This window comes from Paraglaciecola mesophila KMM 241, assembly GCF_000315015.1.
GTDB lineage: Bacteria > Pseudomonadota > Gammaproteobacteria > Enterobacterales > Alteromonadaceae > Paraglaciecola > Paraglaciecola mesophila.
Genome location: NZ_BAEP01000056.1, coordinates 22424 through 47212 on the forward strand (window position 1 = coordinate 22424; position 24789 = coordinate 47212).

At 42.7% G+C, this 24789-nt stretch carries 22 protein-coding genes and 1 riboswitch; of the genes, 10 read left to right on the top strand and 12 right to left on the bottom strand.

Annotated features, from left to right (window positions below):
- Position 1: 1 nt before the first annotated feature.
- The 3 genes from moaB to moaA form a co-directional block, all read right to left on the bottom strand.
- Positions 2 to 547 (bottom strand): molybdenum cofactor biosynthesis protein B, encoded by a 546-nt coding sequence (gene moaB / locus GMES_RS13775; RefSeq protein ID WP_006993326.1) that lies wholly within the window; start codon positions 545 to 547, stop codon positions 2 to 4.
- A gap of 114 nt (positions 548 to 661) precedes the next feature.
- A complete protein-coding gene (locus GMES_RS13780) occupies positions 662 to 1330 on the bottom strand; it encodes a molybdenum cofactor guanylyltransferase (protein WP_226990304.1) in 669 nt (222 codons plus the stop codon).
- Between the two features lie 43 nt (positions 1331 to 1373).
- Positions 1374 to 2342 (bottom strand): GTP 3',8-cyclase MoaA, encoded by a 969-nt coding sequence (moaA, locus tag GMES_RS13785; protein WP_006993328.1) that lies wholly within the window; start codon positions 2340 to 2342, stop codon positions 1374 to 1376.
- A riboswitch (molybdenum cofactor riboswitch) is annotated at positions 2336 to 2518 on the bottom strand. (Overlaps the previous gene by 7 nt.)
- 368 nt (positions 2519 to 2886) lie before the next feature.
- On the opposite strand from moaA, the gene GMES_RS13790 reads away from it, so the two are divergent.
- The 6 genes from GMES_RS13790 (at position 2887) to GMES_RS13815 (ending at position 8675) form a co-directional block, all read left to right on the top strand.
- Positions 2887 to 3777 carry a P-loop NTPase fold protein gene (locus tag GMES_RS13790; RefSeq protein WP_006993329.1) on the top strand — a complete coding sequence of 297 codons (891 nt, stop codon included), beginning with the start codon at positions 2887 to 2889 and terminating at the stop codon, positions 3775 to 3777.
- Positions 3770 to 4594, top strand: coding sequence for an HAD-IIB family hydrolase (locus tag GMES_RS13795; protein WP_006993330.1), 825 nt, complete (start codon positions 3770 to 3772; stop codon positions 4592 to 4594). Before GMES_RS13790 ends, GMES_RS13795 begins: the two co-directional genes overlap by 8 nt.
- Before the next feature lie 74 nt (positions 4595 to 4668).
- A complete protein-coding gene (locus GMES_RS13800) occupies positions 4669 to 5898 on the top strand; it encodes a glycosyltransferase family protein (RefSeq protein ID WP_006993331.1) in 1230 nt (409 codons plus the stop codon).
- Between the two features lie 25 nt (positions 5899 to 5923).
- Positions 5924 to 7684, top strand: coding sequence for a sugar phosphorylase (locus GMES_RS13805; RefSeq protein ID WP_226990305.1), 1761 nt, complete (start codon positions 5924 to 5926; stop codon positions 7682 to 7684).
- Positions 7685 to 8120: 436 nt separating this feature from the next.
- On the top strand, positions 8121 to 8327 hold the full coding sequence (locus tag GMES_RS13810) for an EF-hand domain-containing protein (RefSeq protein WP_006993333.1): 207 nt from the start codon (positions 8121 to 8123) through the stop codon (positions 8325 to 8327).
- Positions 8328 to 8456: 129 nt separating this feature from the next.
- Positions 8457 to 8675, top strand: coding sequence for an EF-hand domain-containing protein (locus tag GMES_RS13815; protein ID WP_006993334.1), 219 nt, complete (start codon positions 8457 to 8459; stop codon positions 8673 to 8675).
- A 200-nt stretch (positions 8676 to 8875) separates the two neighbouring features.
- On the opposite strand, the gene GMES_RS13820 is transcribed toward GMES_RS13815, so the two are convergent.
- Positions 8876 to 9859, bottom strand: coding sequence for an NAD(P)H-quinone oxidoreductase (locus GMES_RS13820; protein WP_006993335.1), 984 nt, complete (start codon positions 9857 to 9859; stop codon positions 8876 to 8878).
- A 99-nt stretch (positions 9860 to 9958) separates the two neighbouring features.
- Here GMES_RS13820 and GMES_RS13825 point away from each other — a divergent pair, with 99 nt between their 5' ends.
- Positions 9959 to 11146 (top strand): class I SAM-dependent rRNA methyltransferase, encoded by a 1188-nt coding sequence (locus GMES_RS13825; RefSeq protein WP_006993336.1) that lies wholly within the window; start codon positions 9959 to 9961, stop codon positions 11144 to 11146.
- Positions 11147 to 11279: 133 nt separating this feature from the next.
- Here the strand turns inward: GMES_RS13825 and GMES_RS13830 are convergent, their stop codons facing one another.
- The 3 genes from GMES_RS13830 to GMES_RS13840 all read right to left on the bottom strand — a co-directional run bounded on the left by GMES_RS13830 (position 11280) and on the right by GMES_RS13840 (position 16139).
- Complete coding sequence (locus tag GMES_RS13830) at positions 11280 to 11582, bottom strand: PilZ domain-containing protein (RefSeq protein WP_006993337.1); 303 nt, start codon at positions 11580 to 11582, stop codon at positions 11280 to 11282.
- 115 nt (positions 11583 to 11697) lie between these two features.
- Positions 11698 to 15621 carry an ATP-dependent RNA helicase HrpA gene (gene hrpA, locus GMES_RS13835; RefSeq protein ID WP_006993338.1) on the bottom strand — a complete coding sequence of 1308 codons (3924 nt, stop codon included), beginning with the start codon at positions 15619 to 15621 and terminating at the stop codon, positions 11698 to 11700.
- A gap of 98 nt (positions 15622 to 15719) precedes the next feature.
- Positions 15720 to 16139 (bottom strand): CBS domain-containing protein, encoded by a 420-nt coding sequence (locus tag GMES_RS13840; RefSeq protein WP_006993339.1) that lies wholly within the window; start codon positions 16137 to 16139, stop codon positions 15720 to 15722.
- 232 nt (positions 16140 to 16371) lie between these two features.
- On the opposite strand from GMES_RS13840, the gene sbcB reads away from it, so the two are divergent.
- On the top strand, positions 16372 to 17802 hold the full coding sequence (gene sbcB / locus GMES_RS13845; protein WP_006993340.1) for an exodeoxyribonuclease I: 1431 nt from the start codon (positions 16372 to 16374) through the stop codon (positions 17800 to 17802).
- 150 nt (positions 17803 to 17952) lie between these two features.
- The gene (locus tag GMES_RS13850; RefSeq protein ID WP_006993341.1) at positions 17953 to 19611 is read left to right on the top strand and encodes a flagellar assembly protein A; all 1659 of its coding nucleotides are present in this window, start codon (positions 17953 to 17955) and stop codon (positions 19609 to 19611) included.
- A 94-nt stretch (positions 19612 to 19705) separates the two neighbouring features.
- Here the strand turns inward: GMES_RS13850 and GMES_RS13855 are convergent, their stop codons facing one another.
- Positions 19706 to 19972: a hypothetical protein gene (locus GMES_RS13855; protein ID WP_006993342.1), complete on the bottom strand. Its 267-nt coding sequence runs from the start codon at positions 19970 to 19972 to the stop codon at positions 19706 to 19708.
- Between the two features lie 121 nt (positions 19973 to 20093).
- Positions 20094 to 20966, bottom strand: coding sequence for an NAD(P)-dependent oxidoreductase (locus GMES_RS13860; protein ID WP_006993343.1), 873 nt, complete (start codon positions 20964 to 20966; stop codon positions 20094 to 20096).
- Between the two features lie 76 nt (positions 20967 to 21042).
- On the opposite strand from GMES_RS13860, the gene GMES_RS13865 reads away from it, so the two are divergent.
- A complete protein-coding gene (locus tag GMES_RS13865; RefSeq protein ID WP_006993344.1) occupies positions 21043 to 21528 on the top strand; it encodes a glutathione peroxidase in 486 nt (161 codons plus the stop codon).
- A gap of 26 nt (positions 21529 to 21554) precedes the next feature.
- Here GMES_RS13865 and GMES_RS13870 read toward each other — a convergent pair whose 3' ends face one another.
- The 3 genes from GMES_RS13870 to GMES_RS13880 form a co-directional block, all read right to left on the bottom strand.
- Positions 21555 to 22313 (bottom strand): methyltransferase domain-containing protein, encoded by a 759-nt coding sequence (locus GMES_RS13870; protein WP_006993345.1) that lies wholly within the window; start codon positions 22311 to 22313, stop codon positions 21555 to 21557.
- A 37-nt stretch (positions 22314 to 22350) separates the two neighbouring features.
- A complete protein-coding gene (locus GMES_RS13875; RefSeq protein WP_006993346.1) occupies positions 22351 to 23112 on the bottom strand; it encodes a Nif3-like dinuclear metal center hexameric protein in 762 nt (253 codons plus the stop codon).
- Positions 23113 to 23265: 153 nt separating this feature from the next.
- A complete protein-coding gene (locus GMES_RS13880; protein ID WP_006993347.1) occupies positions 23266 to 24711 on the bottom strand; it encodes a cryptochrome/photolyase family protein in 1446 nt (481 codons plus the stop codon).
- Positions 24712 to 24789 lie beyond the last annotated feature (78 nt).

Genomic DNA, 24789 nt, shown 5'->3' on the forward strand with positions numbered 1-24789 from the left:
CTTATCCCCGAGTTTCACAAGGTGCGGTATTAACGTCTTTCAAATGTACGATGAAATTGCAAGGCCGGTGAGTTGAGTTAAGTTGTTGCTGCAATATGCCGGTCCACGCGGTGCGACATGCACCAGTAGAGCCAGGCATGCAAAATATTGCTGTACCATTGGCCATGCCGCCTAAAGCGCGAGATTGCACTGTCGAGGTACCAATCTCCGTATAGGATATATGTCTGAACAATTCACCAAACCCTTCAATTTCTTTATCGAATAATACCGATATCGCTTCTGGTGTTGTATCCCGAGCCGTAAAGCCTGTCCCCCCCGTAACCAGTATTACTTGTACATCAGTCGAGGCGATCCAGTTAGATACTGTCGCTCTGAGCTGGTACTTATCATCTTTCACAATACGCTTATCGACTAAATTATGCCCCTCGGTTTCCAATGCACTCACTAAGTAAGCACCGGAGGTATCGGTATCTTCATCTCGCGTATCTGACACAGTCAGTACCGCTATATTGAGTGAGATAACATCTGAATTGTTCGTGTGTCCCATAAATATCCTAGATTTTCGGAGTACGTTTTTAGTAACGTACAAAATTGTTTAGAAGCGAGTAGTCCGCAACGATTAATACACCACTAATTCTCACTAAGCACTGAGTCACGATATTTAGCCCTTTATAAGACCTTGATTTAATTCAAGCCATTGCTCTGGCGAGTTAATATTATCAAACTCGTTTGGGGGGATATCAGCAGGTACAGCTATTGCGTTGGCTTGATTTTTCACAAACATATTAAACAAAGACAATGATTTATCTTCGCGCAATACACATTCTATATAGGTAAATAAGTTAGCTTTATATGGGATGAAAACAGGTAAATTAAACCCTGTAAAATGCACGATTGCATCACCTTGCGTAGCCTGAGATATCAACAATTTCAATGTGCTTGGAGTGATATTTGGCATATCAACCGGCAACACTAATAATCCACTGAACTGCTGCGTATCATCACCACTGCGTTCAGTATCTTGCCCAGTGTGTTGCTCAACGAGATAGCTCAGAGCTGCATGGATCCCGGCTAAAGGGCCACTGTCTGGGTAAATATCATGGATCTGCTCAGGCTTTTTGCCACTTACTAATACTGTCCCTACTCCGGCAGAGGTTAATAGACCTCGTGCGTGACTGAGTAAGGTTTGATTTGTGTCCGTAAGCCGCAGCAGGCTTTTATCTTGCCCCATGCGCGTTGACAAACCACCGGACAATACCAAGCCAATGACATTAAAGCTGTTGCTGTCCGGCAACATTGAAGGTGAAGAAATTTCGCGAATACCTGTCATCGTGTTGTCTTGATCAAAATACATGGAATGAGCGCATAAAGTGTTAGCCGCCTAACATCGCCAGGTGCTTAGTGGCGCCAGTATAACCATCATGCAGGAAGTGAGTGGATTTTTTATCTCCAAGAAGTGTAGTCAACTCTTCTTGTAAACGCTGGGTATCATCGTCAGTAATATACTCACGTATATCAAGCCCTTGCTCACTGAACAAACACAAGTGAAGTTTGCCCAAGGCCGAAATGCGCAGACGGTTACAGCTAGCACAGAAGTCTTTGCTGTAGGGCATGATAAGACCGATACGTCCTTTAAAATCAGGGTGAGAAAACTCTTGCGCTGGCCCGGCGGTTTTATCGCGAATAATTTGCTGCCATCCCTCACTGATAAGTTGCTCTTTGATGGGCAATCCAGAAGCGTGATTCTTATCAAAAAACAATTGATTATCGCCAGTTTGCATTAATTCTATAAAGCGCAATGTAATAGAGGTTGTTTTGATCCACTGTAAGAACGAGGATAACTCATGCTGATTAAAGTGGCGCATAAGCACAGCATTTACTTTAACTGTTACGCCAAGCTCTATGGCTCTATCAATTCCGCGCAGAATAACATCAAGTTTATCGTGGCCAGTAATAGACGCGAACATACGCGGATCTAAGCTGTCAATACTGACATTCATTTGCGTTAGACCGGCTTCTACCCAGCTATCGATATGATCTGGTAATTTATAACCATTAGTCGTGATCGCGACCTGCTTGATGCCCGGGGTGTTTGCGCAGGCACGAATGGCCTCTGGCAAATCTTTTCGCAGCGATGGCTCGCCACCCGTTATGCGAATTTTACTGGTGCCAAGTTTAGCAAAGGCACTTGCAATGCGTTTAATTTCAATCAGAGACAGGAAATCCCTGTCCGAATCGCACTGATACCCATCAGGTAAACAGTACTCACAACTAAAATTACATACATCAGTAATGGACAGCCGCAGGTAATGAAACCTACGACCAAATTTATCTTGCAACATATTCACTAACACCTTTCCAAATTGAAGTTGCCGGGCCTTATCGCCTTGACACTTACGGGGAGGCTGTTTGATTTCTCTTACAACCCTGGCGAAGGACGCATTTTTACGAATGCACTTCGCGGCCAACATACCTTGTCTTGTGATTTAGGTATGGAGGCTCGGAGTTAAACCACCTGTATATCTACCACATTATTTTCAAAACACTATTTTTACCACACTTAGGGCGCTTAAAGCTATTACCGCTGAGCTTAAGCAGCCTAAGAGTTGTGTATAAATATGTATATGACACGAGTTCCGCCGGCGCAAAGGCTAAGTTTTTTTAGCGAGTGAGTTTTTAGCACTATATCTATACCTCACTATATTAATGCAATAAATTCCCACCGCGTATTTCGTGTCTTAACATTAACAAGCACCACAAAATAACAGTCAAGCACACTAACTGATAGTGATTGGCATGTATGTTGATTGCTTAGTAATGTCATGGCACATTGAATATGACTAACGGGCAGCAATAATGGTGCATAATAAGGGAGGCAGCGTAAATATGTTAACCGAATTTACTGATAAACATCAGTTAAGTAAGGACTTTTTACACGATGCAAGAAAATGGTACATACCACTTGCTAAAAACATCGCCAAGCACCAATCTGGTGCAGGTGCGCCCTATTTTTTAGGCATCAATGGATGCCAAGGGTCTGGCAAATCAACATTATCTGAGTTTCTGGCCAGCTACCTTTCACAAGAACATGGTTTAAAAGTGGTCGTTATGTCACTCGACGATTTCTATTTAGATCAATCCCAGCGCAATGCCATTGCCATCAAGGTGCACCCACTTTTTAAAACACGCGGTGTGCCAGGTACACACGATATGGCGTTAGCTTCACAGGTGCTTTCATCTCTGCGCAGCGGCGCGCCCACGTTAATCCCTCGTTTTAATAAAGCCAGCGATAATCCAGCTCCAGTTAGTCAATGGCAAAAGATAAACGAACATGTAGATGTGGTTATTTTTGAAGGTTGGTGTTGGGGCGTTGAAGCACAAAATGACGCAAAACTTGTTGATCCTATTAATGCCCTAGAAGAAGAACAAGATGAGACGGGGGTGTGGCGTCGGTTTGTTAACAAACAATTATCGCAAAACTACGCGCCACTTTATGAAAATATGGATTACTGGGTAATGCTCAAGGCGCCTTCTTTTGAATGCGTGTATGCGTGGAGGTTAGAACAAGAGCATAAATTGCGTGCTTCACTCTCAGCTGCAGATTCCAGCGCTGGAAGCAAAGTAATGAGTGATGAGCAAGTATTAGCCTTCATACAATATTACCAACGCTTAACTGAACACGGTTTATCAACGCTGCCACAGAAATGTGAACTCGTATTTAGCTTAAATACAGCGCGCAGAATCACTGCACTTACAGAAGGAGGTGTTCATGCTTAAACAGTTACTCGTATTTAGCGATATGGATGGCACGTTGTTGGATCATGACACTTATAGTTATGCACCAGCATTGAATATGCTTGATATCCTTAGAAGCAAACACATTCCAGTCATCCCTACGACAAGCAAAACTAAAGCAGAATTAGACTCTCTTATGGCAGAGCTAAAACTAAATGGTCCACTTATCGTAGAGAATGGCGCTGCGGTTTTTATCCCTCAGCATTTAATGAAGGCACAGCCCGAAGGTACAACGGACAAAAAAGGCTTTTGGGTCAAAGAATTTGCTCAACCTCGTTCGCATTGGCTGGAATTAATTGCCAGTATTGAAAGTGACTTTTCAGGAGAGTTTTTGCAGTTTTCAACTATGGCTGAACAACAAATCATAGAGTACACCGGACTAAATGCTAAAAATGCAAAGCTCGCTGATACCCGCATGTACAGTGAGCCCGTTAAATGGCTCGGGTCGCCTGAAAGAAAACTCGAGTTTGTCACTCAGTTGCAGCAACTGGGCGCTACCGTATTGCAAGGCGGTCGCTTCCTTGGCGTGTCAGGACTATGCAATAAAGGAATCGCCTTGCAATGGTTAGTCACCGCATTCCAACGTCATATTGGGCACAGTGCAACCCTGAGTGTCGCGTTAGGCGACAGCAATAATGATGCTGCTATGCTGGAGGCCAGTGACATTGCAGTGCGTATTAAATCACCCACTCACTCGTTTCCATCACTTGAGAGAACAACAGGTGTCTACGATAGTACATTAGAGGGACCTTCAGGCTGGACTGAATGTTTATCCAAAATTCTGATCAATGAAAGTTAGTTTAAAGCTTTAGTTTAAAATTCAACTTTTGTTAATTTACTTATTATTTTTATCCTAGAACCAAAGGAATCATCATGGCTGACTTTTATCAAAACGGCATTGTTACCACATTACATAACTTATCTGAGCGACCGGTTGAAGATCTAGAAAAAGAACTCGTGAGTTTTGCTCGGAGGCGCCCAATGGCGCTGATATTACCTTCATTATTTTCTGAGCTAGAAGGCGAAGCGTTGCCGCATATTGTTTCAGAGATTTCTAAAGTCCCCTACCTTTCTCAAGTAGTAATCGGCTTAGACCGTGCAGATAAAGAACAATACAAGCATGCACTGGGCTTTTTCGACAAACTTGGACAGAACCACCGTATCTTGTGGAATGACGGGCCTCGTCTTAAAGCACTGGATGAAGAGTTAGCGCAAATGGGCCTGGCCCCAAAAGAGTTGGGAAAGGGCCGTAATGTTTGGTACTGCATGGGTTACATTCTAGCCACAGGCACTGCTGAATCAGTCGCGTTGCACGATTGCGATATATTAACCTATGATAGAAGCTTGCTAGCTCGATTGATATATCCAGTAGCAAACCCGCAATTTAACTATGAGTTTTGCAAAGGCTATTATGCTCGTGTTGCTAACGGCAAAATTAACGGTCGTGTATCACGTTTGCTTGTCACGCCTATGCTTAGAGCCTTAAAGCGCGTGATCGGTAACACTGATTATCTCGATTTTATGGACAGTTTCCGTTACCCCCTAGCTGGCGAATTTTCCTTTAGGCGCGACGTTTTAAATGACATTCGTATTCCTAGCGACTGGGGCCTTGAGATCGGTGTTCTATCAGAAATGCACAGAAACTATTCGAGCAATCGTTTGTGCCAAGCTGATATTGCGAAAACGTACGACCATAAGCACCAAGACCTTTCAGCTGACAACGACGCAGGCGGTTTGTCAAAAATGTCTATCGACATTACCAAGGCAATGTTTAGGAAGCTCGCTACTCAGGGCGAGACGTTTAACATGGAAACGTTCCGTTCTATCAAAGCGACGTATTATCGCATCGCCTTGGATTTCGTCGAAACCTATCATAACGATGCCATCATGAATGGTTTATCACTGGATATTCACAACGAAGAAAAAGCGGTTGAATTGTTCGCCCAGAACATTATGAAAGCAGGCGAAAGCTTCTTAGATAATCCAATGGAAACCCCTTTCATCCCGAGTTGGAACCGTGTTGTAAGTGCTATGCCTAACGTTTTGGAGCGCTTAAAAGACGCTGTTGAACAAGATTATAACGAGTGTAAAGAATCACTTTAGAACAACAATAATGAATGGTGAAGCAATGCAAAGTACTTATGACCAATTAACTGAGTTAGTCGAACATCATTTGGCTGTTATTTATAACGAGGTTGAGCTGAGTGTTACCTATCAAACATTCGCTCAAGATCTGTTGACTACGATGGGGTTTAAGAAGGACGTATTAATAACACCTCCTTTACGCCATCACAATAATTGGACGCAAGAAGATGCTGTACTGATCACTTATGGCGATTCTATCGAATCGCCTGGGGAGAAGCCATTAACGACCCTTTACACCTTTTTAAACGAAAGCTGTGCGAAGAACTTGAACAGCGTGCATATATTACCGTTTTTTCCTTACAGTTCAGATGATGGCTTTTCTGTAATTGATTATTCTAGTGTGAACGAAGCATTAGGCGATTGGGAAGATATTAAGCGGATCGCGACGGACTTTAGGTTAATGTCAGATGTAGTTATTAACCATTGTTCTTCACGAAGTGCTTGGTTTGATAACTTCATTAAAGGTGAAGGTCCGGGCAGCGATTTTTTTTATACGGCAAGTCCAGATGAAGACTTATCGAATGTGGTCAGGCCTCGCACGTCTCCTCTATTGCGGGAAACAGAAACAGCGAAAGGTATCGAGCATGTTTGGTGCACATTCAGTCACGATCAAGTTGATTTTGATTTTCGTAATCCCAAGGTGTTAGAAACCTTTGTTTCAATCATTCGTCAATATTTGGACAATGGTGTCAGGTTATTTAGGCTCGATGCAGTTGCTTTTTTATGGAAAAAACTTGGCACACCCTGTATCAATTTGGAACAAACTCATGAAGTGGTTAGGTTGCTGCGTACGCTCATTGAACATGCTCAGCCAGATGTGATTATCATCACAGAAACGAATATACCGAATCGAGAAAACTTAGCTTACTTAGGCAACGCGAATGAAGCTCATGCTATCTATAATTTCTCATTGCCACCATTGTTGGTAAACACCCTCATTACTGGCGATTGTCACTACTTGAAGTCATGGTTAATGAGTATGCCTCCCGCGCAAAACGGTACAACTTACTTTAACTTTATTGCATCCCATGATGGCATTGGTCTGCGCCCAGCTGAAGGCTTGTTAGAAGACGAGGAGCTCACTGTACTTGTAAACACCATGCAGAATTTTGGTGGCAGAATATCGTGGCGTGCGTCTGAGCATGGCCAGCAAAAAGCGTATGAAATTAATATCGCTTTGTATGATGCACTTCAAGGTACAACGAAGGGAACCGATAAATGGGGCTTCCAGCGTTTTATGTGCGCCCATGCGATTATGCTTGGCTTGGAAGGTATACCTGGGATCTATATTCATAGTTTGTTGGCTACAGGTAATGATTATGAACGGGTTAAGAATACCAGCCATAACCGTGCAATAAATCGTCATAAGTGGCAATACGCTGAATTACAGAAGCAATTAGCATCGCCCTACTCTCAACATCAACGAGTGTTGAAAGCTATGGGTGAGCTACTAACAATACGCCGCCAGCAAGTCGCATTTCACCCCAACGCTACGCAATTTACCTTGCAGTTAGGAAGCAAAGTATTTGGTTTCTGGCGTCAGAGTATCGATAGAAGACAAAGCATATTCTGTATCAGCAATATTTGTGATGAAATACAAGAAATTCACTTAAGTGATATTAACTTAGTAGGCACCGACGAGTGGATAGACTTAATGACGCAGCAACCCATTTACGCCGCAGACAGTTTCATTGAACTGGCACCATACCAAACTATGTGGATCAGCAATTTACCTAAGCGTTAAATATACCGCCCCTTCTTAACTTTGGCGGCAAAATAAATGAGACAATGCAAACAATATGTCTCTTTTATTTTGTTGCTTTTTCGCTACGCGTAACCAATTTGTATCCATGTAACTTATTGTTATTAATAAGCTTTTAACTCAACGCTGGATATGTGTAACTGTTTTAGCACTATAAACTTAGATAATCACTGTCCGCTGTGCACCTAAAGAGCTCCCCCACTTATAACTCTTTGATAATTAATCACTATTCTTAGTTGGCATGAAGCGTGTAGTAGTTTTTGCTGAGTTTAGGGTCGAGTTCGGCATTTTAATAAACGCTACGACCCGATATATACCGCCGAGCAAGACTGCTCTTCAAATTTGTTAGCCGGATTTTTAAGAATAAGGCATAGCAACGAAAACCTAGCTAAATATTTAGCCATAAGGAATCGATAAGATGAAAAAGTTAATTGTTATTACTAGCCTACTTTTCGCCTCAAGCAGTGTATTGGCACAAGACGATATAATGGACGCGTTAGACGCGGATAATGACGGTCGTATTAGCCTAGAAGAAGCCTCCTCAGACGCAGCCCTGTCCTCTGTTTTTACTGAGTTAGACGTAAACAAGGATGGTTACCTTAGCGCTAGTGAGTTAGAGAGCTAGACTTCTATAGCCTTTATAGCCTTTATAGCCTTGAGCTCAAGATTGAAGATTATTCAAATCAACATAAAGTTAAAACAATCCTAGCGCTTTACAGACCAAACGACATTCTTAAATAACGTGGAGAAACGTATGAAAAAAATTATTATAGCGGGTGTTATCGCCCTAACGTCAGGGGGCGCATTTGCCGCAACGGATATTTTTGCCGCTTTAGATGTAAATGAAGACAATATGTTAAGTGCAAAAGAAGCCAGTATCGATACTACTTTGGCGACTATATTCAACGAATTAGACAGCAACAAAGATGGGTTTGTGTCTAAAGAAGAGTTCAGTGTACTTCAACAGCAATAGTTATTATTTAATTGCTACTTTATAAAGTGAGGTTAGAGGTAATTTATTATCTCTAACCTTTCATTTCTGGGTCTATACTTCCCAACAATCGCGCACAAATTCAATTACCTACCTCCCTGCCGGTTAACCACTCGACCCGCGCCACACCTCTTTAAATACTTCTAACAACAGGCCAATTTAACAACGATGTGGCGGATAGATTAATCCCAACAAACAACCAATTTACCCATAGTGTCATTTCGTTCAAGGCGTTCGTGGGTCAACGCAATATCTTTTACGTTATATTGAGTGTCAATAACAGGTCTTAAATCACCATTATCAAAATGTATTAAAAATCTGCGGCAAAAGTCACTTATTAAAGCGCTTTTGTATTCGTCGCTTCGGCTTCGCAGCGTAGAGCCTGTGATGGTGGCACGTTTAGCAAGCATCAGTGCCATGTCTAATTTGTCAGCATATCGACCAGCCAACATGGCTAAGTACACTATTGTTCCATCAGCGTTGAGAATTTTTAAGTTTCTGTTGAGATAATCCCCTGCAACAAAATCGATGATAACGTCGACTCCACCCTGCTCGAAACATTCAGCAAAATTTTGAGTTTTGTAATTTATCAGTCGATCGGCACCATACTTTTCGCATACCGCAAGTTTTTTCTCATTTGATGCGGTGACACTGACATGACAACCATCCGCTTTTGCTAATTGAATTGCGGCAAGACCCACAGCACTCGCACCAGCATGTATCAGTACCCGCTGACCAGGTTTTAACCCACCTACTTGGAACAAACTTTGGTAAGCTGTTAAGAAAACCTCGGCAATACCGGCGGCACTCGGCATATCAACATTTTTTGGTTTATGCATTATGTGTTCTGAATTGACCGCCACATACTCTGCATAACCGCCGCCAGCCACAAGTGCGAATACTTCATCGCCTATTTGCCAACGAGAAGACTCGGTATCAGCAGACATTCCAAGACTGGCAATTTCACCTGATACCTCAAGACCAAGAATCGGGCTTTCCCCTTTAGGTGCTGGGTATTTACCTTGGCGCTGTAATGTATCAGCGCGGTTAATACCAAAGCTGTGTACCTTAACTAACACTTGCCCCTGTTTGAGGGTAGGTTTTGTAGTATCATTAACAAAAAGCGTGTCCGTTGCCGTACCTTCTTCATAATCGATAAATTGCATGAATTCTCCATTGAATTTTTGTTTTAATTTGAACTTTTGACGATGTAATTTGCGCCACGCTCATCTACTTTCAATTTGTATGCTGGAAACCAACACACTATGTCATCACGCGTTACACTTCACCCCGGTCGAGAAAAGTCTTTATTACGTCGTCACCCTTGGATATTTGCCAGTGCAATTGAAAGCACTAAAGGCCGAATGAATCTCGGCGATACCGTCGATGTTTATAGTCACGAAGACGTATGGCTAGGCCGCGGAGCCTATTCACCACATTCTCAGATACAAGTTAGAATATGGACGTTTACGCAAAATGAAAGTGTCGACAACGGTTTTTTTCAACGTCGTATCGCTAGAGCCCAACAATCTAGAGAAGAGCTAATTGAGCGACATGGTTTAACCGGATACCGTTTAATTGCCGCTGAATCAGATGGCCTACCAGGGGTGACCATCGATGTTTACGCCAATGTTATTGTCTGCCAACTACTCTCAGCAGGGGCTGATAAACATAGAGAAAAAATAATATGGGCGCTAAAAGCACAATTTCCTGAGCATGGAATTTATGAGCGAAGTGATGTAGCAGTGCGCAAAAAAGAGGGGTTAGAAGAAATCACCCAAGTGCTTGCTGGCGACATACCAGATGAAGTCATCATTGAAGAAAATGGTGTAAAAATCATCGTTAATGTGAAACAAGGTCATAAAACGGGTTTCTATTTAGATCAACGCGATAATCGGGCTATCGCCGCTGAATATGCCAAAGATCGTGACGTATTAAACTGCTTTTGCTACACAGGCACATTCGGTAGCTATGCACTTGCTGCCGGTGCGCGTAGCGTTACTAGCTTAGATGTATCTGACCTTGCCCTTGAAACGGCTAAACGCAACGTGGATATTAACCAGCTTGATAGTTCAAAATGTGAGTTTATTAATCATGATGTTTTTCAAGCATTACGTGATTACAAAGCGCAGTCTAAACAGTTTTCTCAAATTATACTCGACCCACCCAAATTCGTAGACTCTAAGGCTTCGCTTAATAGAGCGTGTCGTGGATACAAAGATATTAACATGCTGGCAATGCAGATCATGGCGCCTGGTGGCATTCTGGCAACATTTAGCTGTTCCGGTTTAATGCCATTCGATTTGTTTCAAAAAGTCGTAGCAGATGCGGCATTAGATGCCGGCCGAGAAGTACAAATAATCCAGCGCTTATCACAAGCGCCTGATCATCCGGTCTCAACAAACTACCCTGAGGGATTTTACTTGAAGGGGCTAATCTGCAAAGTGCTGTAAGGTAGTATTGTGAGTTGTTATAGATAAACCTAACAAGCGCGCCTTTTAAGTTTAGCGCTTGTTTATTTCTCTACACCATGCTTTGCTTCTTAGCACGTTTACCAATGATATAAACAGCCTGTTAGTTCAAAGGCTAATTCATCTCGGTAATTTCAACGCCAATCACGCAGGTACTGTCTTCATTGCACTCAGAGCGCACCACGCGTGCTTTGGCTGATAAGGAAGGGATTTGGCTGTTTGTTGATTCAATATAAACGTCAACAGCGGTACCGATTTCTACGGATTGCTCTTCCACTTCAAATGACATGCCTGTAGCACTTATATCCTTACATACTGCGTGCAACGTACGACTCGACTCATCGTCGTTAACCACTATCTCGCACGCTGAATTGACCATCATGCGAAAAAAATTACGTTTGTCATTGTAGCCTAACATCAAAAATTCCGTCCTAGTTTATTGCCTACTGTGTGTTTATAGGGTGCGGATTAAGCAATGTCAACGGACTTTGCGTAATCCACTCAGTTAAATATAAAAATCGCCACTAATCGAGCTAATTAGCTTCTAATTGGCTGATAATCCGTTTAGTAGATATCGGCATAGCTGTGCCCAATTGCTGGGCAAAGAATGACACCCTAAGCTCTTCCATCATCCAGCGAACTTCTTTTAATTCGTCAGGTACAGGTAAGCCAGCAGGGATTTTCTGCAACCGCTTTGTATACTCACCCTGCACTTTTTCTACATTCAATTGATGCAAACGGTCTTTTGTTGGGTCGATAGGTAGTTTTTCGATTCGCCTGGCGATCCCTTCAATATAGCGTTGCCAATCGCTCAAACGTCGAGCGCCGATATCACTCACAAATCCATTAAAAACTAAACTGTCTAAATGCTGCTTTATGTCCCCATAGGCATTGATCATCGCCATCGGAACATTGCCCTTCATTTTCTTCTTGATTTGATGCGCTTTGGTTAAGCCGATTTCAACTTTCTGGGCGATAGTTAATACGCTATCGTTTATTTCACTGCGAACATGCTCGCTACAGGCTTGAAAGGCTTCTGGCGTGCGAATGTCACCGTGAAGCTCACGGTAGCTTTCTATCAGCTCGTCTGTTGCGGCCGCGATCACATCATCAATCAAGGCAGCAACCTTCCCGAATGGGTTAAAGTACAAACCGAGCTTTGCCTTATTAGGCAGTTTTTCATGCAGATATTTAATAGGTGACGGAATCGATAATAAAATTAACTGTCGTAAACCTAGTTGATGCGCTTGCTGTGCCATATGCGGCTTATCAAATAGTTTTATCGCTACCGCATTTTTTTCAGACACCAATGCGGGGTACGCTTTTACATTAAATCCACTTTGCTTACTAACATATTCGGTGGGTAACTGCTCAAAATCCCACTGAGTTATGCCTGACCTTTCTAACCCAGGTTTCGCCATTTTGCTCAGACTCTGCTTTACTTTTCCCTGTAACTGGTGCTGTAACGCTTGCAGATCCCGACCTTGTTGCACGACCTTGTTATAATCATCTAGCACTTTAAAATTAAAGCGTAGATGAGAAGGTAGGCTATCTATCTGCCATTCTTCTAATTCCACTTCTACCCCGGTCATGCGCTTTAACTTTTGGCTGATAGCACCTAGAAAAGCAATAGGTTGGCCTTTCTTATCTAATGGAGTGATATCGGACAAACAAGCATCCGCGTAGTTAGGCGCAGGCACAAAGTTTCGCCTGAGCCGTTTTGGTAACAATTTAATAAGTGTGACGATAAGCTCGTGACGCAGCCCAGGCACTAACCAATCAAACCCCACAACAGTCAACTGATTTAATAAGGAAAGCGGTACCAACAAATTGACCCCATCATCTATATCTGTGGGGTTGAAGTGATAATCTAAACGAAGGGTTAAATTGCCTTGTTGCCACGTTTCAGGGAAATCATATGCATGTGACTTTGTCGGCGAGCTCTTAAGCAGCATTTGCTTTGAATAGGTTAGCAAGTCGGGCTGGACGTTTTTAGTTTTACCCCACCATTTCTTAAAACTGGCCTCGCTACATACATGTGCAGGAATAAGCTGAGCATAAAAATCAACCAATGCCTCTTCATCCACCAACAAGTCGCGGCGGCGTGTCTTGTCCTCTAACCCTTTAATTTCATCCACTTCTAATTGGTTTTCAGTTAAAAAATCGTCATTTAACTTAGTATCTTGATTAACCAACGCCTCTCGTATGAAAATCTCGCGACTAACAACTGGGTCTATTTGGCTGTAAACAACGCGACGTTTAGTTACTAACGGTAAGCCGTACATAGTCACACTTTCAAATGCTTGGACAACTCCTTGCTTCTTCGACCAATGTGGCTCGCTGTAATTACGTTTGATTAAATGAGGCGCTAATGACTCCAACCATTGAGGTTCAATTTTTGCCCCCATTCGACCAAATAGTCTGGATGTATCCACAAGCTCAGCAACCATTACCCATTTAGGACTCGCTTTGGCAATTCCTGACCCAGGGAATAACATGAACCGGCCGTTACGTGCCCCAAGGTATTCCTTGTCTTTATCTTTATTCCCGACATGAGATAGTAAACCAGCAGCCATCGCTTGGTGAATTGCTTCATAATCCGCTTCTGCCTGGCTGATACTAAAGCCGAGCTCTGCGATAGATTTTTTCAACTGGCTTACGATATCTTGCCACTCTCGCATACGTAAATAGTTAATGAAGTTTTGCTTACACCACTTGCGTAATTGATTGTTAGTCAGCTCGACTTGTTTTGCTTTAAATTCTAACCAAAGCATTAATAAGGATAAAAAGTCAGAATCTTTATTGGCAAATGCTTGGTGTTTCTCATCAGCCGCTTGCCGTTTATCTTGAGGGCGCTCTCGTGGGTCTTGAATGCTCAAACCAGCAGTAATAATAGATACGTCTCGCATACTATTGCGTTTTTCTGCTTCGACAATCATCCTCGCATAGCGGGGATCGATGGGTAAGCGCGCCATTTGACGGCCAATGGTAGTTAAGTTTAACCGCCCAGTATTTTTCTCGACTCCACCAAGCTCTTCGAGCAGATTAAAGCCGTCATTGATACTGCGTGAGTCTGGCATTTGCACAAAGGGGAACTCGTCAATTTTGCCAAGGCCTAACGCCATCATCTGCAAGATGACTGAGGCTAAATTCGTTCTTAGAATTTCGGGATCAGTAAACTCATCGCGATTGTTATAGTCATCTTCACTGTACAAACGTATACAGATACCATCTGATACGCGCCCACAACGCCCTGCCCTCTGATTGGCGGAAGCTTGGGAAATAGGCTCAATGGGTAAACGCTGTACTTTACTGCGTACACTGTACCGTGAGATACGTGCCGTACCTGGGTCAATAACGTATTTGATCCCCGGCACTGTTAACGATGTTTCAGCGACGTTGGTGGCAAGTACGATGCGTCTACCTGAGTGTGATTGAAATATCTTGTTTTGTTCTGCTGCAGACAACCTAGCGTAAAGCGGTACGACTTCGGTGTGTCTGAATTGTTGTCGTGTCAGTGCATCTGCCATATCGCGAATGTCTCTCTCACCGCTCAAAAAGACCAGAATGTCCCCTTGGCTATGATTTCCTAGTTCGTTTACGGCATCAATTATCGCTTGCGCTTGGTCCCTGTCGTTCTCACCATCGTCATCAAGTAATGGTCTGTAACGCATTTCGACCGGGAAGGTTCGGCCGCTCACTTGAATAATAGGAGCATCATCGAAATGCTTTGAGAACCGCTCAGGATCGATCGTCGCTGAGGTGATGATTAACTTTAAATCTGGTCTTTTAGGCAGTAATTGCTTTAGTATACCGAGGATAAAATCAATATTGAGGCTTCGCTCGTGCGCCTCATCAATAATAATGGTGTCATACTGATTTAAAAATCTATCTTGTTGAATTTCTGCGAGCAAAATACCGTCTGTCATTAACTTTACATAGGTACGGTCACTCACTTGATCTGAGAAACGAATTTTAAACCCGACTTCATTTCCGATTTCACTATGTAGCTCTTCTGTGATGCGGTTGGCGACGCTTCTAGCGGCAAGTCTTCGTGGTTGAGTATGGCCGATTAAACCACTTACACCTCGCCCTAACTCTAAACAAATTTTCGGAATTTGAGTTGTTTTCCCCGAACCCGTTTCACCTGCAATAATCACCACTTGATGATCACGGATCGCATCTGAAATTTTCTGTTTTTGTTCAGTAACGGGTAAGTCTGGGTATTCTACTTTGGGAAGATTGGCTTGCCTTTGCTCTTTTAATAACACCGACCTATCGATATCTTTACTCAACTTGGCGAGGGCTTCGTTTTTCTTTTTGCTGTCGAATCGTTGAATCTGTTTAAAGCGGCGTTGAAAACGAAACCGATCTGACGTCATACACACTGACGTCAGTTCGTTTAATTGGGAATAAGTTAACGCAGCGCTTTGCGTTTCTGATAAATGTGAAGACAATAAAATTTGCTCATACTAGGGACAACCACAATGGGTGTTGATCCTAGAAGAATGAGAATTTAAATACTAGTACCGATTGGGTAAAACCCTAAAAAAGCCTAACCGGCTATACGGTATCCGTCTCTTAGCTGCATATCTATTGCATTCAACAGCTGAGAACGATTGATTGTGCCTAACAAATAACCGTCATCGTCAACGATCGGGTATACCTTAGGTTTAGCGACTAACATTTTCTGCGCTTGTTCAATCACAGAAACGTAAGGACGAATTGAAATAACCTCCGTTTGCATAATATCTTTTACTCGACAAACTTGCTCTCGGTAATAACTTGATTCGATCATTCTTACTAAACAATCTTGCTCCGACAGGAAGCCAACGACTTTATTTTTATCATCGACAACCGGCCCCCCCGTTTGTCCACTTTGTAATAAACGTTCGACGGCTTCGGCTACAGACATTTCTAAGGAAAAGGTGACAGGGCGACAATTCATATAATCGCTAACTCGTAATGATTGCATAAATACTCCAAAGGTGAGCTACCATTTGAACAACAAATTGTTAACACAACTAGAGTTAAGCACAAACTGTCGGTTTTAATAGGTTTTATAAGTAGAACTTTAGTATGTTGAAGATAAATAAATATAATGTTCATTTAAATTACATAGTTATGAACAAAAAACTGGGTTTAATTTGAGTTTGCAACGTAATTCTGTTGAGATCCCCCTGAGAATGAAAATCATAAGGAATACTGTGTCTACACCCTCGATATATTGGCACGATTACGAAACGTGGGGCGTTAATCCTCAAAAAGATCCTGCTTGTCAGTTTGCTGGTATTCGAACCGATTTGGACCTGAATATCATTACCCAGCCGTTGATGATTTTTAATCAAATCCCCAATGATTATTTACCTCACCCTGAAGCATGTTTGATTACAGGTATTACGCCACAACATAGTTTGCGTGATGGCATGATTGAGCCCGACTTTATTCAAAAGATTCATAAAGAATTTTCGACGCCTGAAACCTGTGTCGCTGGTTACAACAATATCCGGTTTGATGATGAAGTGACACGATACACTTTGTATCGAAATTTTTATGACCCATACGGACGTGAATGGCGCAATGGCAATAGCCGCTGGGATATTATCGATGTAGTTCGAGCCTGTTACGCACTTCGTCCTGAGGGCATAGAGTGGCCATTAAAAGGAGATGGTACTCCTAGTTTTAAATTAGAAGATTTAAGCAAAGCGAATAATATTGAGCATGCCGCAGCCCATGATGCCATGTCTGATGTGCATGCCACGATCGCTATGGCAAAGCTGGTCAAAACGGCGCAGCCTAAATTATATGATTATTTGTTTAATTTACGGTTTAAGAAAAACGTTATTGCCCTTCTCGATATCACTGCCCATACACCATTGGTACATATATCCTCTAAGCTACCAGCCTTAAACGGGTGCTGTACGTGGATAGCCCCTGTCGCCCAGCATCCCACCAATAAAAATGCCTTTATAGTGGTAAATCTGGCGTTAGACATTCAGCCATTAATTGATTTGTCGGTGGAAGAGATAATTCATAAGCTCTATACCCCATCCAATATGCTTGAAGAAGGTGAACAACGTTTACCGATAAAATTGATACATATAAACAAAAGCCCGGTAATTGCTCCCGCTAAGACATTAGATGAAGCAAACGCGGTTAGACTCGGTATTGATAGAGAAGCGTGCCTAAGAAATTTAAAGGTACTTAAACAACACCCTGAATTGGTTGATAAACTGATTGCGGTTCACAGCACGAGTAGAGAAAAAATAGAGCAGGACGCTGACCATGCCCTTTATAGCGGAGCTTTCTTTAGTCCAAAAGATCGCGCTTTAATGGACCAAGTGTTGCAAAGCAGTCCTGAACAATTAGTTGACCTAACACTACCCTTTGAAGATCCTAGATTAGACAATCTACTGTTTTATTATAAAGCACGAAATTTCCCAACATCATTAAATGAACAAGAACTACAACGCTGGCAAAACCACCGTAAGTTCCGCTTATTGGATGACACCTCACCATCGAGTATTACGATGACGGATTACGTACAAACCTTAGAGTTGCTCAGCGAGCAATATCAATCTAATAACGACAAATTAGCCATACTTAAAGCTTTATATACATACGCTGAACAACTTTAAGCAAGGTATTAATCACTGTATATTCTTAAATAATCATGCATTGTTGTTTATGACCGATAATAGTTACAGTGATGTCGACTTTATCTAGATATTCAAGATTGTTGTTTGTAGTGATGAAGTGTTTCAATATTTATAATGCAGGTGATTAGAATGGATGGAATAACCCTAACGGTTGATGAAACGAATACGCACCTTAGTGCGCACATTAACCCACAAGAATTGAACGGTAAAATTGATTTTAAAGTCGTGTTGAAAGTTATTAAGGAAAGTGAATACGCCGATTTTTATCTAAATGATGACGCTATCCAAACTTTATTGGCCAACACGCAAACAGCGATTAAAACCGAAGCGAGCGGCACCCTCGTAGAGCGCTTAGGAGAGCGCCGGGATAACGAGATTAAATGTAAGGTAGAAGAAGGCCAATTAAGCGCTAGTATGACGATCAAAAAAGGCTATGGTGCACCTATTTTAACCCTATCTGATTTAGTCACCCTCGCAAACAAAAGTAATATCGTACGAGGATTGAGCACTAAACGTCTGCAGGCATTGCATCAATCTTATCTCTCATCAGCCTCGGGAGAAACCGTCAACGCCACCATAGCGAAAGGATTGCCTCCTAAAACAGGCCGTTCATCTAAGCTCAAACCGCTAGTACAAAATGCATTAGATCGCATATTGCGCCCTCAATCATCTCAACACGGTCGTGTTGATATGCGCAATTTAGGCGACATTATATGTGTGAAGGTCGGTACCGAATTACTGCGCAGAATGCCTCCGTCCCACGGACGTTCAGGATATACCGTCACGGGGGAAACTATCCGCCCTAAAGCGGGAGAATGGATAACACTACGGCCAGGTGATGGCACTGCGATAAGTGAAAAAGATGAGAATCTACTTATCGCTGAAATTTCAGGCATGCCTAAATTTAAAGATCAAAAGATGTGGGTAGACGATACTTATATCTGTAAAGGCGTCAACGTCGGTACAGGCAATGTCAACTATGACGGTGCGGTCTTGGTCAACGGTGATATCACAGAAAAAATGGAAATTATCGCAACCGGCGATGTAACCGTTAACGGTTTTGTCGAGTCAGCCACTATTCGTGCTGGTGGCGATATCATAATTACCGAAGGGGCAATGGGCAAAGTGAATGATGCTGGAACCGAGTACAGCACGACGTTACGCGCAAAAGGCAGTATTCATATTCAACATGGTCAAGGGCTAGATATAAAATGTGACGGCGGTGTGACCATTGGTCGTCAGTTAGCCTTCAGTAAAGTAGTATGTCGTCAGGAAATGTTCGTTGGTCCGATTGATAAACCTAATGGAAATTTATTTGCGTGTTCTATCTTCAGTCAGAACCGTGTTCAAGCAGGTACGTTTGGCGCCGTTTCTGGTAGTAACTTAACGTTAGATTTCAGCGATGGGTTTAATTCACTGTTAGCACGTAAAGACTCACTGGATGAATTGGTTAGGCAAATTCGCCAAAACTGTAGTCGACACGAAGATCGCATGAAGCTTATCCGCAGTAAATTTATTCCTGATGACCTGCGGGATAAAGTCAGTGCAGCTCAAGAACTATTCGACAATGAACACCAATTAATGCAGTGGCTTGAACGTAAGGCCGTTGAGCTTGCAGCAAATAAAGACGACTACCAGCAACGGATCATGGTATCGGCAAATAAACGTATTTATCCTGGTGTCGTAGTTAAACTAAACAATCGTACTTGGCGCGCAGATAGAGAGTACGCAAAAGCAAATGTAAGTTTTCACGGCCACCAGTGGCATTGCGAATCGGTCACTACTTAGTGAGGGAAGAGTTTCATCAGTGCCACCTAATACGGTTAACGAAAAACGGCGCTAAACGCGCCGTTTTAGTGTAATAGTCATGGCTAAAAATACGTTACTGGGGCTGCTTCTTAGCATTCTTGATTGAGCGCTTGATAGATTCAACCTGTGCCACACATTCGCGTTTCTTGTCACCTGACATATCCGCGCACTTTTGGCCCTCTTTGGGTTTTGTTTTTATTACCCCTGAATAAATAGCAGAAATCGCACATCCCGGTGCACCATCGCATGTATCCGGTGCCGGGTCGTGATAGCCATAGGGATATGAACAAGCGGATAACCCGCTAATGGTCAAAAGCAATACTCTCTTTCTTAGTTTCATAACGACTCCTTGTATTTTATTGGGTTTCCTAACCTTCGATAAGCTTGTTTATTGACCAGAGAGGGGCACCCAAAAAAATCAAATAAGGGATAAAAATAACACGCCCTAGCATTGTAGCGTATCAATGGCTTTTCAAACGAGTAAGCAAACTCGAAGTATCAAACCGATTGCCACCTTCACGTTGCACGTCAGCATAAAACTGGTCAACTAATGCGGTCAGTGGCAGCGTACTTCCATTTTTCCTAGCTTCATCAAGGGCAATACCTAGATCTTTACGCATCCAATCTACCGCGAAACCAAAGTCATACTTCCCCGCTAACATTGTGTTTGAGCGATTCTCCATCTGCCATGATTGAGCTGCGCCCTGAGAAATAACGTCGATGACAGACTCACAATCAAGCCCGGCGTTTAGACCAAAGTGAAGCGCTTCAGCCAAACCTTGTACCACGCCAGCGATACAAATTTGGTTCATCATTTTTGCTAACTGACCACTGCCGATTGGACCAAGTAATCGACTGAATTTAGCATACGATGCAATGATAGGTTCAATTTGGGTAAAACTCGAAGCATCACCGCCTAACATGATTGTTAATTGGCCGTTTTCAGCCCCTGCTTGTCCGCCAGAAACGGGGGCATCTAAAAAAGCGACTCCTTGCTGTGCCGATACCGTTGAAAGTTCACGAGCCACATCTGCTGATGCCGTTGTATGATCTACGATAATAGCGCCCTCTTTTGCGGTTGCTAAAATCCCACTTTCTCCACAAACCACCGAACGTAAATCATCGTCGTTACCAACACATATAAATATGATGTCAGCATCGTTCGCCGCTTTTGCAGGGGTATTTTTTGATAAACCGTCAAAACGCGCCGACCACTCCTGTGCTTTTGACTGAGTACGATTGTATACCGTGACCTTATGACCGGCTTTGGCAAGATGCCCAGCCATCGGAAAGCCCATTACACCGAGTCCAATAAACGCTATTTTTGTTGTCATAATGATGCTTTAAATCCTTGATAGTTTTCGTAAAAATGCCACTATATTACATCGCTTTGAAAACCGGAATGAAACCGTGAATAACATTTACCAATTTGCTGCAAAACACAATAATGGCCACGCCCTTTCAATGGATATTTACCACGGCAAGGTGTTGTTGATTGTGAATACAGCAAGTAAGTGTGGATTTACGCCGCAATATAATGGATTGCAAGCATTACAGGATACCTATGCCACACAGGGCTTCGAAGTATTGGGTTTCCCGTGTGATCAATTTGGCCATCAAGAGCCAGGTAATGATAAGGAAATTGAACAATTTTGCACAACCCGGTTTTCTGTTTCTTTTCCGCTATTTGCCAAGGTAGAAGTGAACGGGATCAATGCACACCCCTTATTCATGTACTTAAAGAAACATGCTCCAGGTATCTTTGGATCTACCCGTATCAAATGGAATTTCACCAAATTTTTAGTTGATTCACACGGTAACGTGGTTAAGCGCTATTCGCCTAAAACCAAGCCGGAGCAGATTAAAAAGGACATTGAAGCGCTATTAAGCGCATAATATTAACTTACTAATTTAAACGTTCATTAGGCGTCTCTGCGCATAAGAATGTGGAAATATTTGCCTAACCACATATAGGGCTCTTTATCACCGAATGCTATCTCGGCTTCTTTGAGTTGTTCATAATGACTTTGTTGCATTGTCGGATCTTTTAAGTAATCGTGAAAACAGCGGATCCCCGCCATAGATGTAATCGAGACGGGTTGTGCCAGCAAAAAATCAATTACTGCTTTGGGTTGCAGCGGTTTATTCGGGCTCAGGCGTACCTGATTCTTCACCTTCATGCCCTGCTTAACGTAGTCAAAGTTTCCATAAAGTAAGTTGCCGAGCACTTGCGCATCTTTGTTAAAAAATGTTAGCGAAAAATAGCCACCAATTTTAGTCATTGAAATGAGTTTTCGAACATTAACATAAGGATCATTTAACCATTCGAGTACAGCGTGGCAAATGACTAAGTCATATTCACAATCAGGTAAGCCCAAGATATCGCTATGGATCACTGAAAGCGCACTAGACTCAGCGCATTTTTGCTTGGCGATGGTTAATGTCTCATTTGAAATATCACTTAAGGTTACACTCACCCCTGATTGAAGGAGTACCCGGGACATTTCACCCGTGCCGCCGCCTGCGTCAAGTGCGGTACTTAATGTTGAAAAATCAATACTCTTGCTTAAATGATAATGAAGTAGCTCGTGGCGCAAGCGCCCTTTGCTTGTTCCATAAATATTCTTTTCAAACTTATCTGCAATGGCGTCGAAATTTTGATCACGCTTTTCGCTGTGCATCCGGTTTCTCGTTAAAATGTGGTCGATCTATTGGGTGTTAAGCGGGATTGGGTATATCAATAAACTCTGCGTTTAGCTCTGTATTGGCGTTGAGATACTCAGCCATCGCCTTTGCGCCATAACGTTCAGTAGCATGGTGTCCAGCAGCATAAAAATGAATATTCATTTCTCTGGCCGTATGGATAGTTTGTTCAGATACTTCACCGGTAACAAATGCATCCATGCCCGCATGGGCCGCCGCTTCAATATACCCTTGCCCACCACCCGTACACCAAGCCACGCGGTTAATCAGGTCAGAGTCAGCGCCTTCATGCAGCGGTTCACGCCCTAACACACTGCCCAACTTTTCGGCTAAGGCTCGCGCCGTCATAGCCGGTACAATTCGTCCCTGCATAACGATCCCCTCAGGAGACTCAGACGGCAACGGGCTGATATCCGAAATATTCAACAATTTTCCTAATTGAGCGTTATTTCCTAGGCCGGCATGAATATCTAAGGGCAAATGATAGGCATAGAGGTTAATGTCGTACTTCAGTAACGCTGCTATGCGCTTTTTCTTCATACCGCAGATATTTGCCGTTTCTCCTTTCCAAAAGAAACCGTGATGTACAAAAATGGCGTCAGCATTTTCCAGAATGGCTTTATCGATAAGGGCTTGTGAAGCGGTCACGCCACATACTATTTTCTGTACGTGCGTTTTACCTTCGACTTGTAATCCGTTAGGACAAAAATCTTGCACTCTTTCGGGCTTCAAAAGTTCATTCAAGTAGCTAAGTAAAGCCACGTTAGTCATGCTCATATATTACAAACCTTTACACGATAGTGGTCGACTGTGACCACACGCAGTGAATCACTGAGTGTGGTGCGAATGCGGCGCATTATAGGGTAATTTTCCCTAAGAAACAGTAACCCTGGTAGGCTTGAAATACGAAACAATATAAAATATATAAATTTACTTAAGCGCTGCTAAAAAACCTTTAAATTGCTCCTTGGTGCGCATAACAGATGCTTTGTGCTCTACAATAGGTAATACATAGCCTATTCGTTGAACGTCACAGTGTTTACTGGGTTCATGTATTTGCTTAGCACTCAGATGTTCCAGTTGAGGGAGCCACGTTTTAATAAACTCGCCTTTAGGGTCAAATCGTTCACTTTGCGTCGTTGGGTTGAAAATTCGAAAATAAGGCGCTGCGTCAGTGCCTACAGATGCACTCCACTGCCAGCCGCCATTATTCGAGGCGTAATCCCCGTCAATCAACTGGCTCATAAAGTAATCTTCCGCCCACTGCCAAGGTAACAAAAGGTGCTTACAGTAAAAGCTCGCTACTATCATCCGCAATCGATTATGCATCCAACCAGTTTCTCGCAAAGCGTTCATTGCTGCATCGACTATCGGGTACCCTGTTTTGCCTGCTTTCCATGCATCGAAGTGGTGTTGGTTACTTTCCCATTTAAAGTGTTGATAATGCTTTTGAAAAGGTAACCCACGGCTGACATGGGGGAAGTGATACATTACGTAGCGATAGAAATCCCGCCAAGCAATTTCTTTTACCCAAGTGTAGGCGCCATGATCTGGTGACAACGCATCATCTCCGTACTCTTGTAATACATGGAATAAACATTGCGCTGGACTCAGGGCCCCAATAGAAAGATAAGGGGATACCTTACTGGTACCCTCTACTGACGGAATATCTCGATTTTTCGGGTAAGCTGGGGCAAATTCGATGATAAATGCATTCATCTTTTTGGTTATTTGAGCCGCGGTGGTTGGCCAATTGGTTGAAAACTGCTCACTGATTTCCATCTCGTCTGTTTTCAATAATGAATCTATTGGGATACTGTCGTTTGCTGATTTTCTCAGGCCAGTATCACTGGCTTTATGATTATCCGGCACACCAGGTAATTGCTGTAAGGTCTTGTCTAACCAACGCTTAAAATATGGCGTGAAAACTTTATACGGCTCATTTTTAAGGTTCATTATTTCAGTAGGCTTCACTAAACAAGTATCGTGAAACATGGCGAGTGGGATATTAATCTCTTTAAGAATATTCTTAACCGCCAAGTCACGCTGGCGTTCATCCCATTCATATTCGGCATTGCAATACACATGAGTGACGCCATTAGTAGTGCAAATGTCCTTAAGGCGCTCGGGAAGCGCTTGGTAAAGACTCCCCTCAATGATCTGCAATTCTATGTTCCGTTCGGCCAACTCCTTTTGCAGATTCGCTAAACGCTGATATATGAGGGCTACCTTACAGCTGGACAGATTATAAGTGTCCCATTGCTCCTTGGTGATAAAATAAACCGCCGTCACGCTATCGTGGTTTACGACAGCATAATCTATCGCGCTATTCCACTTACTTCTTAAATCAGTTCTTAACCAAACTAGTGCGCTCACGTACGTCCCTTTTTAATTCAAATGTAAACATGTGTCTGGCGAATATACGAAACTTGACTAAAACACGATCACTTGAAA

What these genes read in the sequence shown, in the direction of transcription:
- moaB (WP_006993326.1), bottom strand. Translation starts at nt 547, where the DNA reads ATGGGACACACGAACAATTCAGATGTTATCTCACTCAATATAGCGGTA.
- GMES_RS13780 (WP_226990304.1), bottom strand. Translation starts at nt 1,330, where the DNA reads ATGACAGGTATTCGCGAAATTTCTTCACCTTCAATGTTGCCGGACAGC.
- moaA (WP_006993328.1), bottom strand. Translation starts at nt 2,342, where the DNA reads ATGTTGCAAGATAAATTTGGTCGTAGGTTTCATTACCTGCGGCTGTCC.
- GMES_RS13790 (WP_006993329.1), top strand. Translation starts at nt 2,887, where the DNA reads ATGTTAACCGAATTTACTGATAAACATCAGTTAAGTAAGGACTTTTTA.
- GMES_RS13795 (WP_006993330.1), top strand. Translation starts at nt 3,770, where the DNA reads ATGCTTAAACAGTTACTCGTATTTAGCGATATGGATGGCACGTTGTTG.
- GMES_RS13800 (WP_006993331.1), top strand. Translation starts at nt 4,669, where the DNA reads ATGGCTGACTTTTATCAAAACGGCATTGTTACCACATTACATAACTTA.
- GMES_RS13805 (WP_226990305.1), top strand. Translation starts at nt 5,924, where the DNA reads ATGCAAAGTACTTATGACCAATTAACTGAGTTAGTCGAACATCATTTG.
- GMES_RS13810 (WP_006993333.1), top strand. Translation starts at nt 8,121, where the DNA reads ATGAAAAAGTTAATTGTTATTACTAGCCTACTTTTCGCCTCAAGCAGT.
- GMES_RS13815 (WP_006993334.1), top strand. Translation starts at nt 8,457, where the DNA reads ATGAAAAAAATTATTATAGCGGGTGTTATCGCCCTAACGTCAGGGGGC.
- GMES_RS13820 (WP_006993335.1), bottom strand. Translation starts at nt 9,859, where the DNA reads ATGCAATTTATCGATTATGAAGAAGGTACGGCAACGGACACGCTTTTT.
- GMES_RS13825 (WP_006993336.1), top strand. Translation starts at nt 9,959, where the DNA reads ATGTCATCACGCGTTACACTTCACCCCGGTCGAGAAAAGTCTTTATTA.
- GMES_RS13830 (WP_006993337.1), bottom strand. Translation starts at nt 11,582, where the DNA reads ATGTTAGGCTACAATGACAAACGTAATTTTTTTCGCATGATGGTCAAT.
- GMES_RS13840 (WP_006993339.1), bottom strand. Translation starts at nt 16,139, where the DNA reads ATGCAATCATTACGAGTTAGCGATTATATGAATTGTCGCCCTGTCACC.
- GMES_RS13850 (WP_006993341.1), top strand. Translation starts at nt 17,953, where the DNA reads ATGGATGGAATAACCCTAACGGTTGATGAAACGAATACGCACCTTAGT.
- GMES_RS13855 (WP_006993342.1), bottom strand. Translation starts at nt 19,972, where the DNA reads ATGAAACTAAGAAAGAGAGTATTGCTTTTGACCATTAGCGGGTTATCC.
- GMES_RS13860 (WP_006993343.1), bottom strand. Translation starts at nt 20,966, where the DNA reads ATGACAACAAAAATAGCGTTTATTGGACTCGGTGTAATGGGCTTTCCG.
- GMES_RS13870 (WP_006993345.1), bottom strand. Translation starts at nt 22,313, where the DNA reads ATGCACAGCGAAAAGCGTGATCAAAATTTCGACGCCATTGCAGATAAG.
- GMES_RS13875 (WP_006993346.1), bottom strand. Translation starts at nt 23,112, where the DNA reads ATGAGCATGACTAACGTGGCTTTACTTAGCTACTTGAATGAACTTTTG.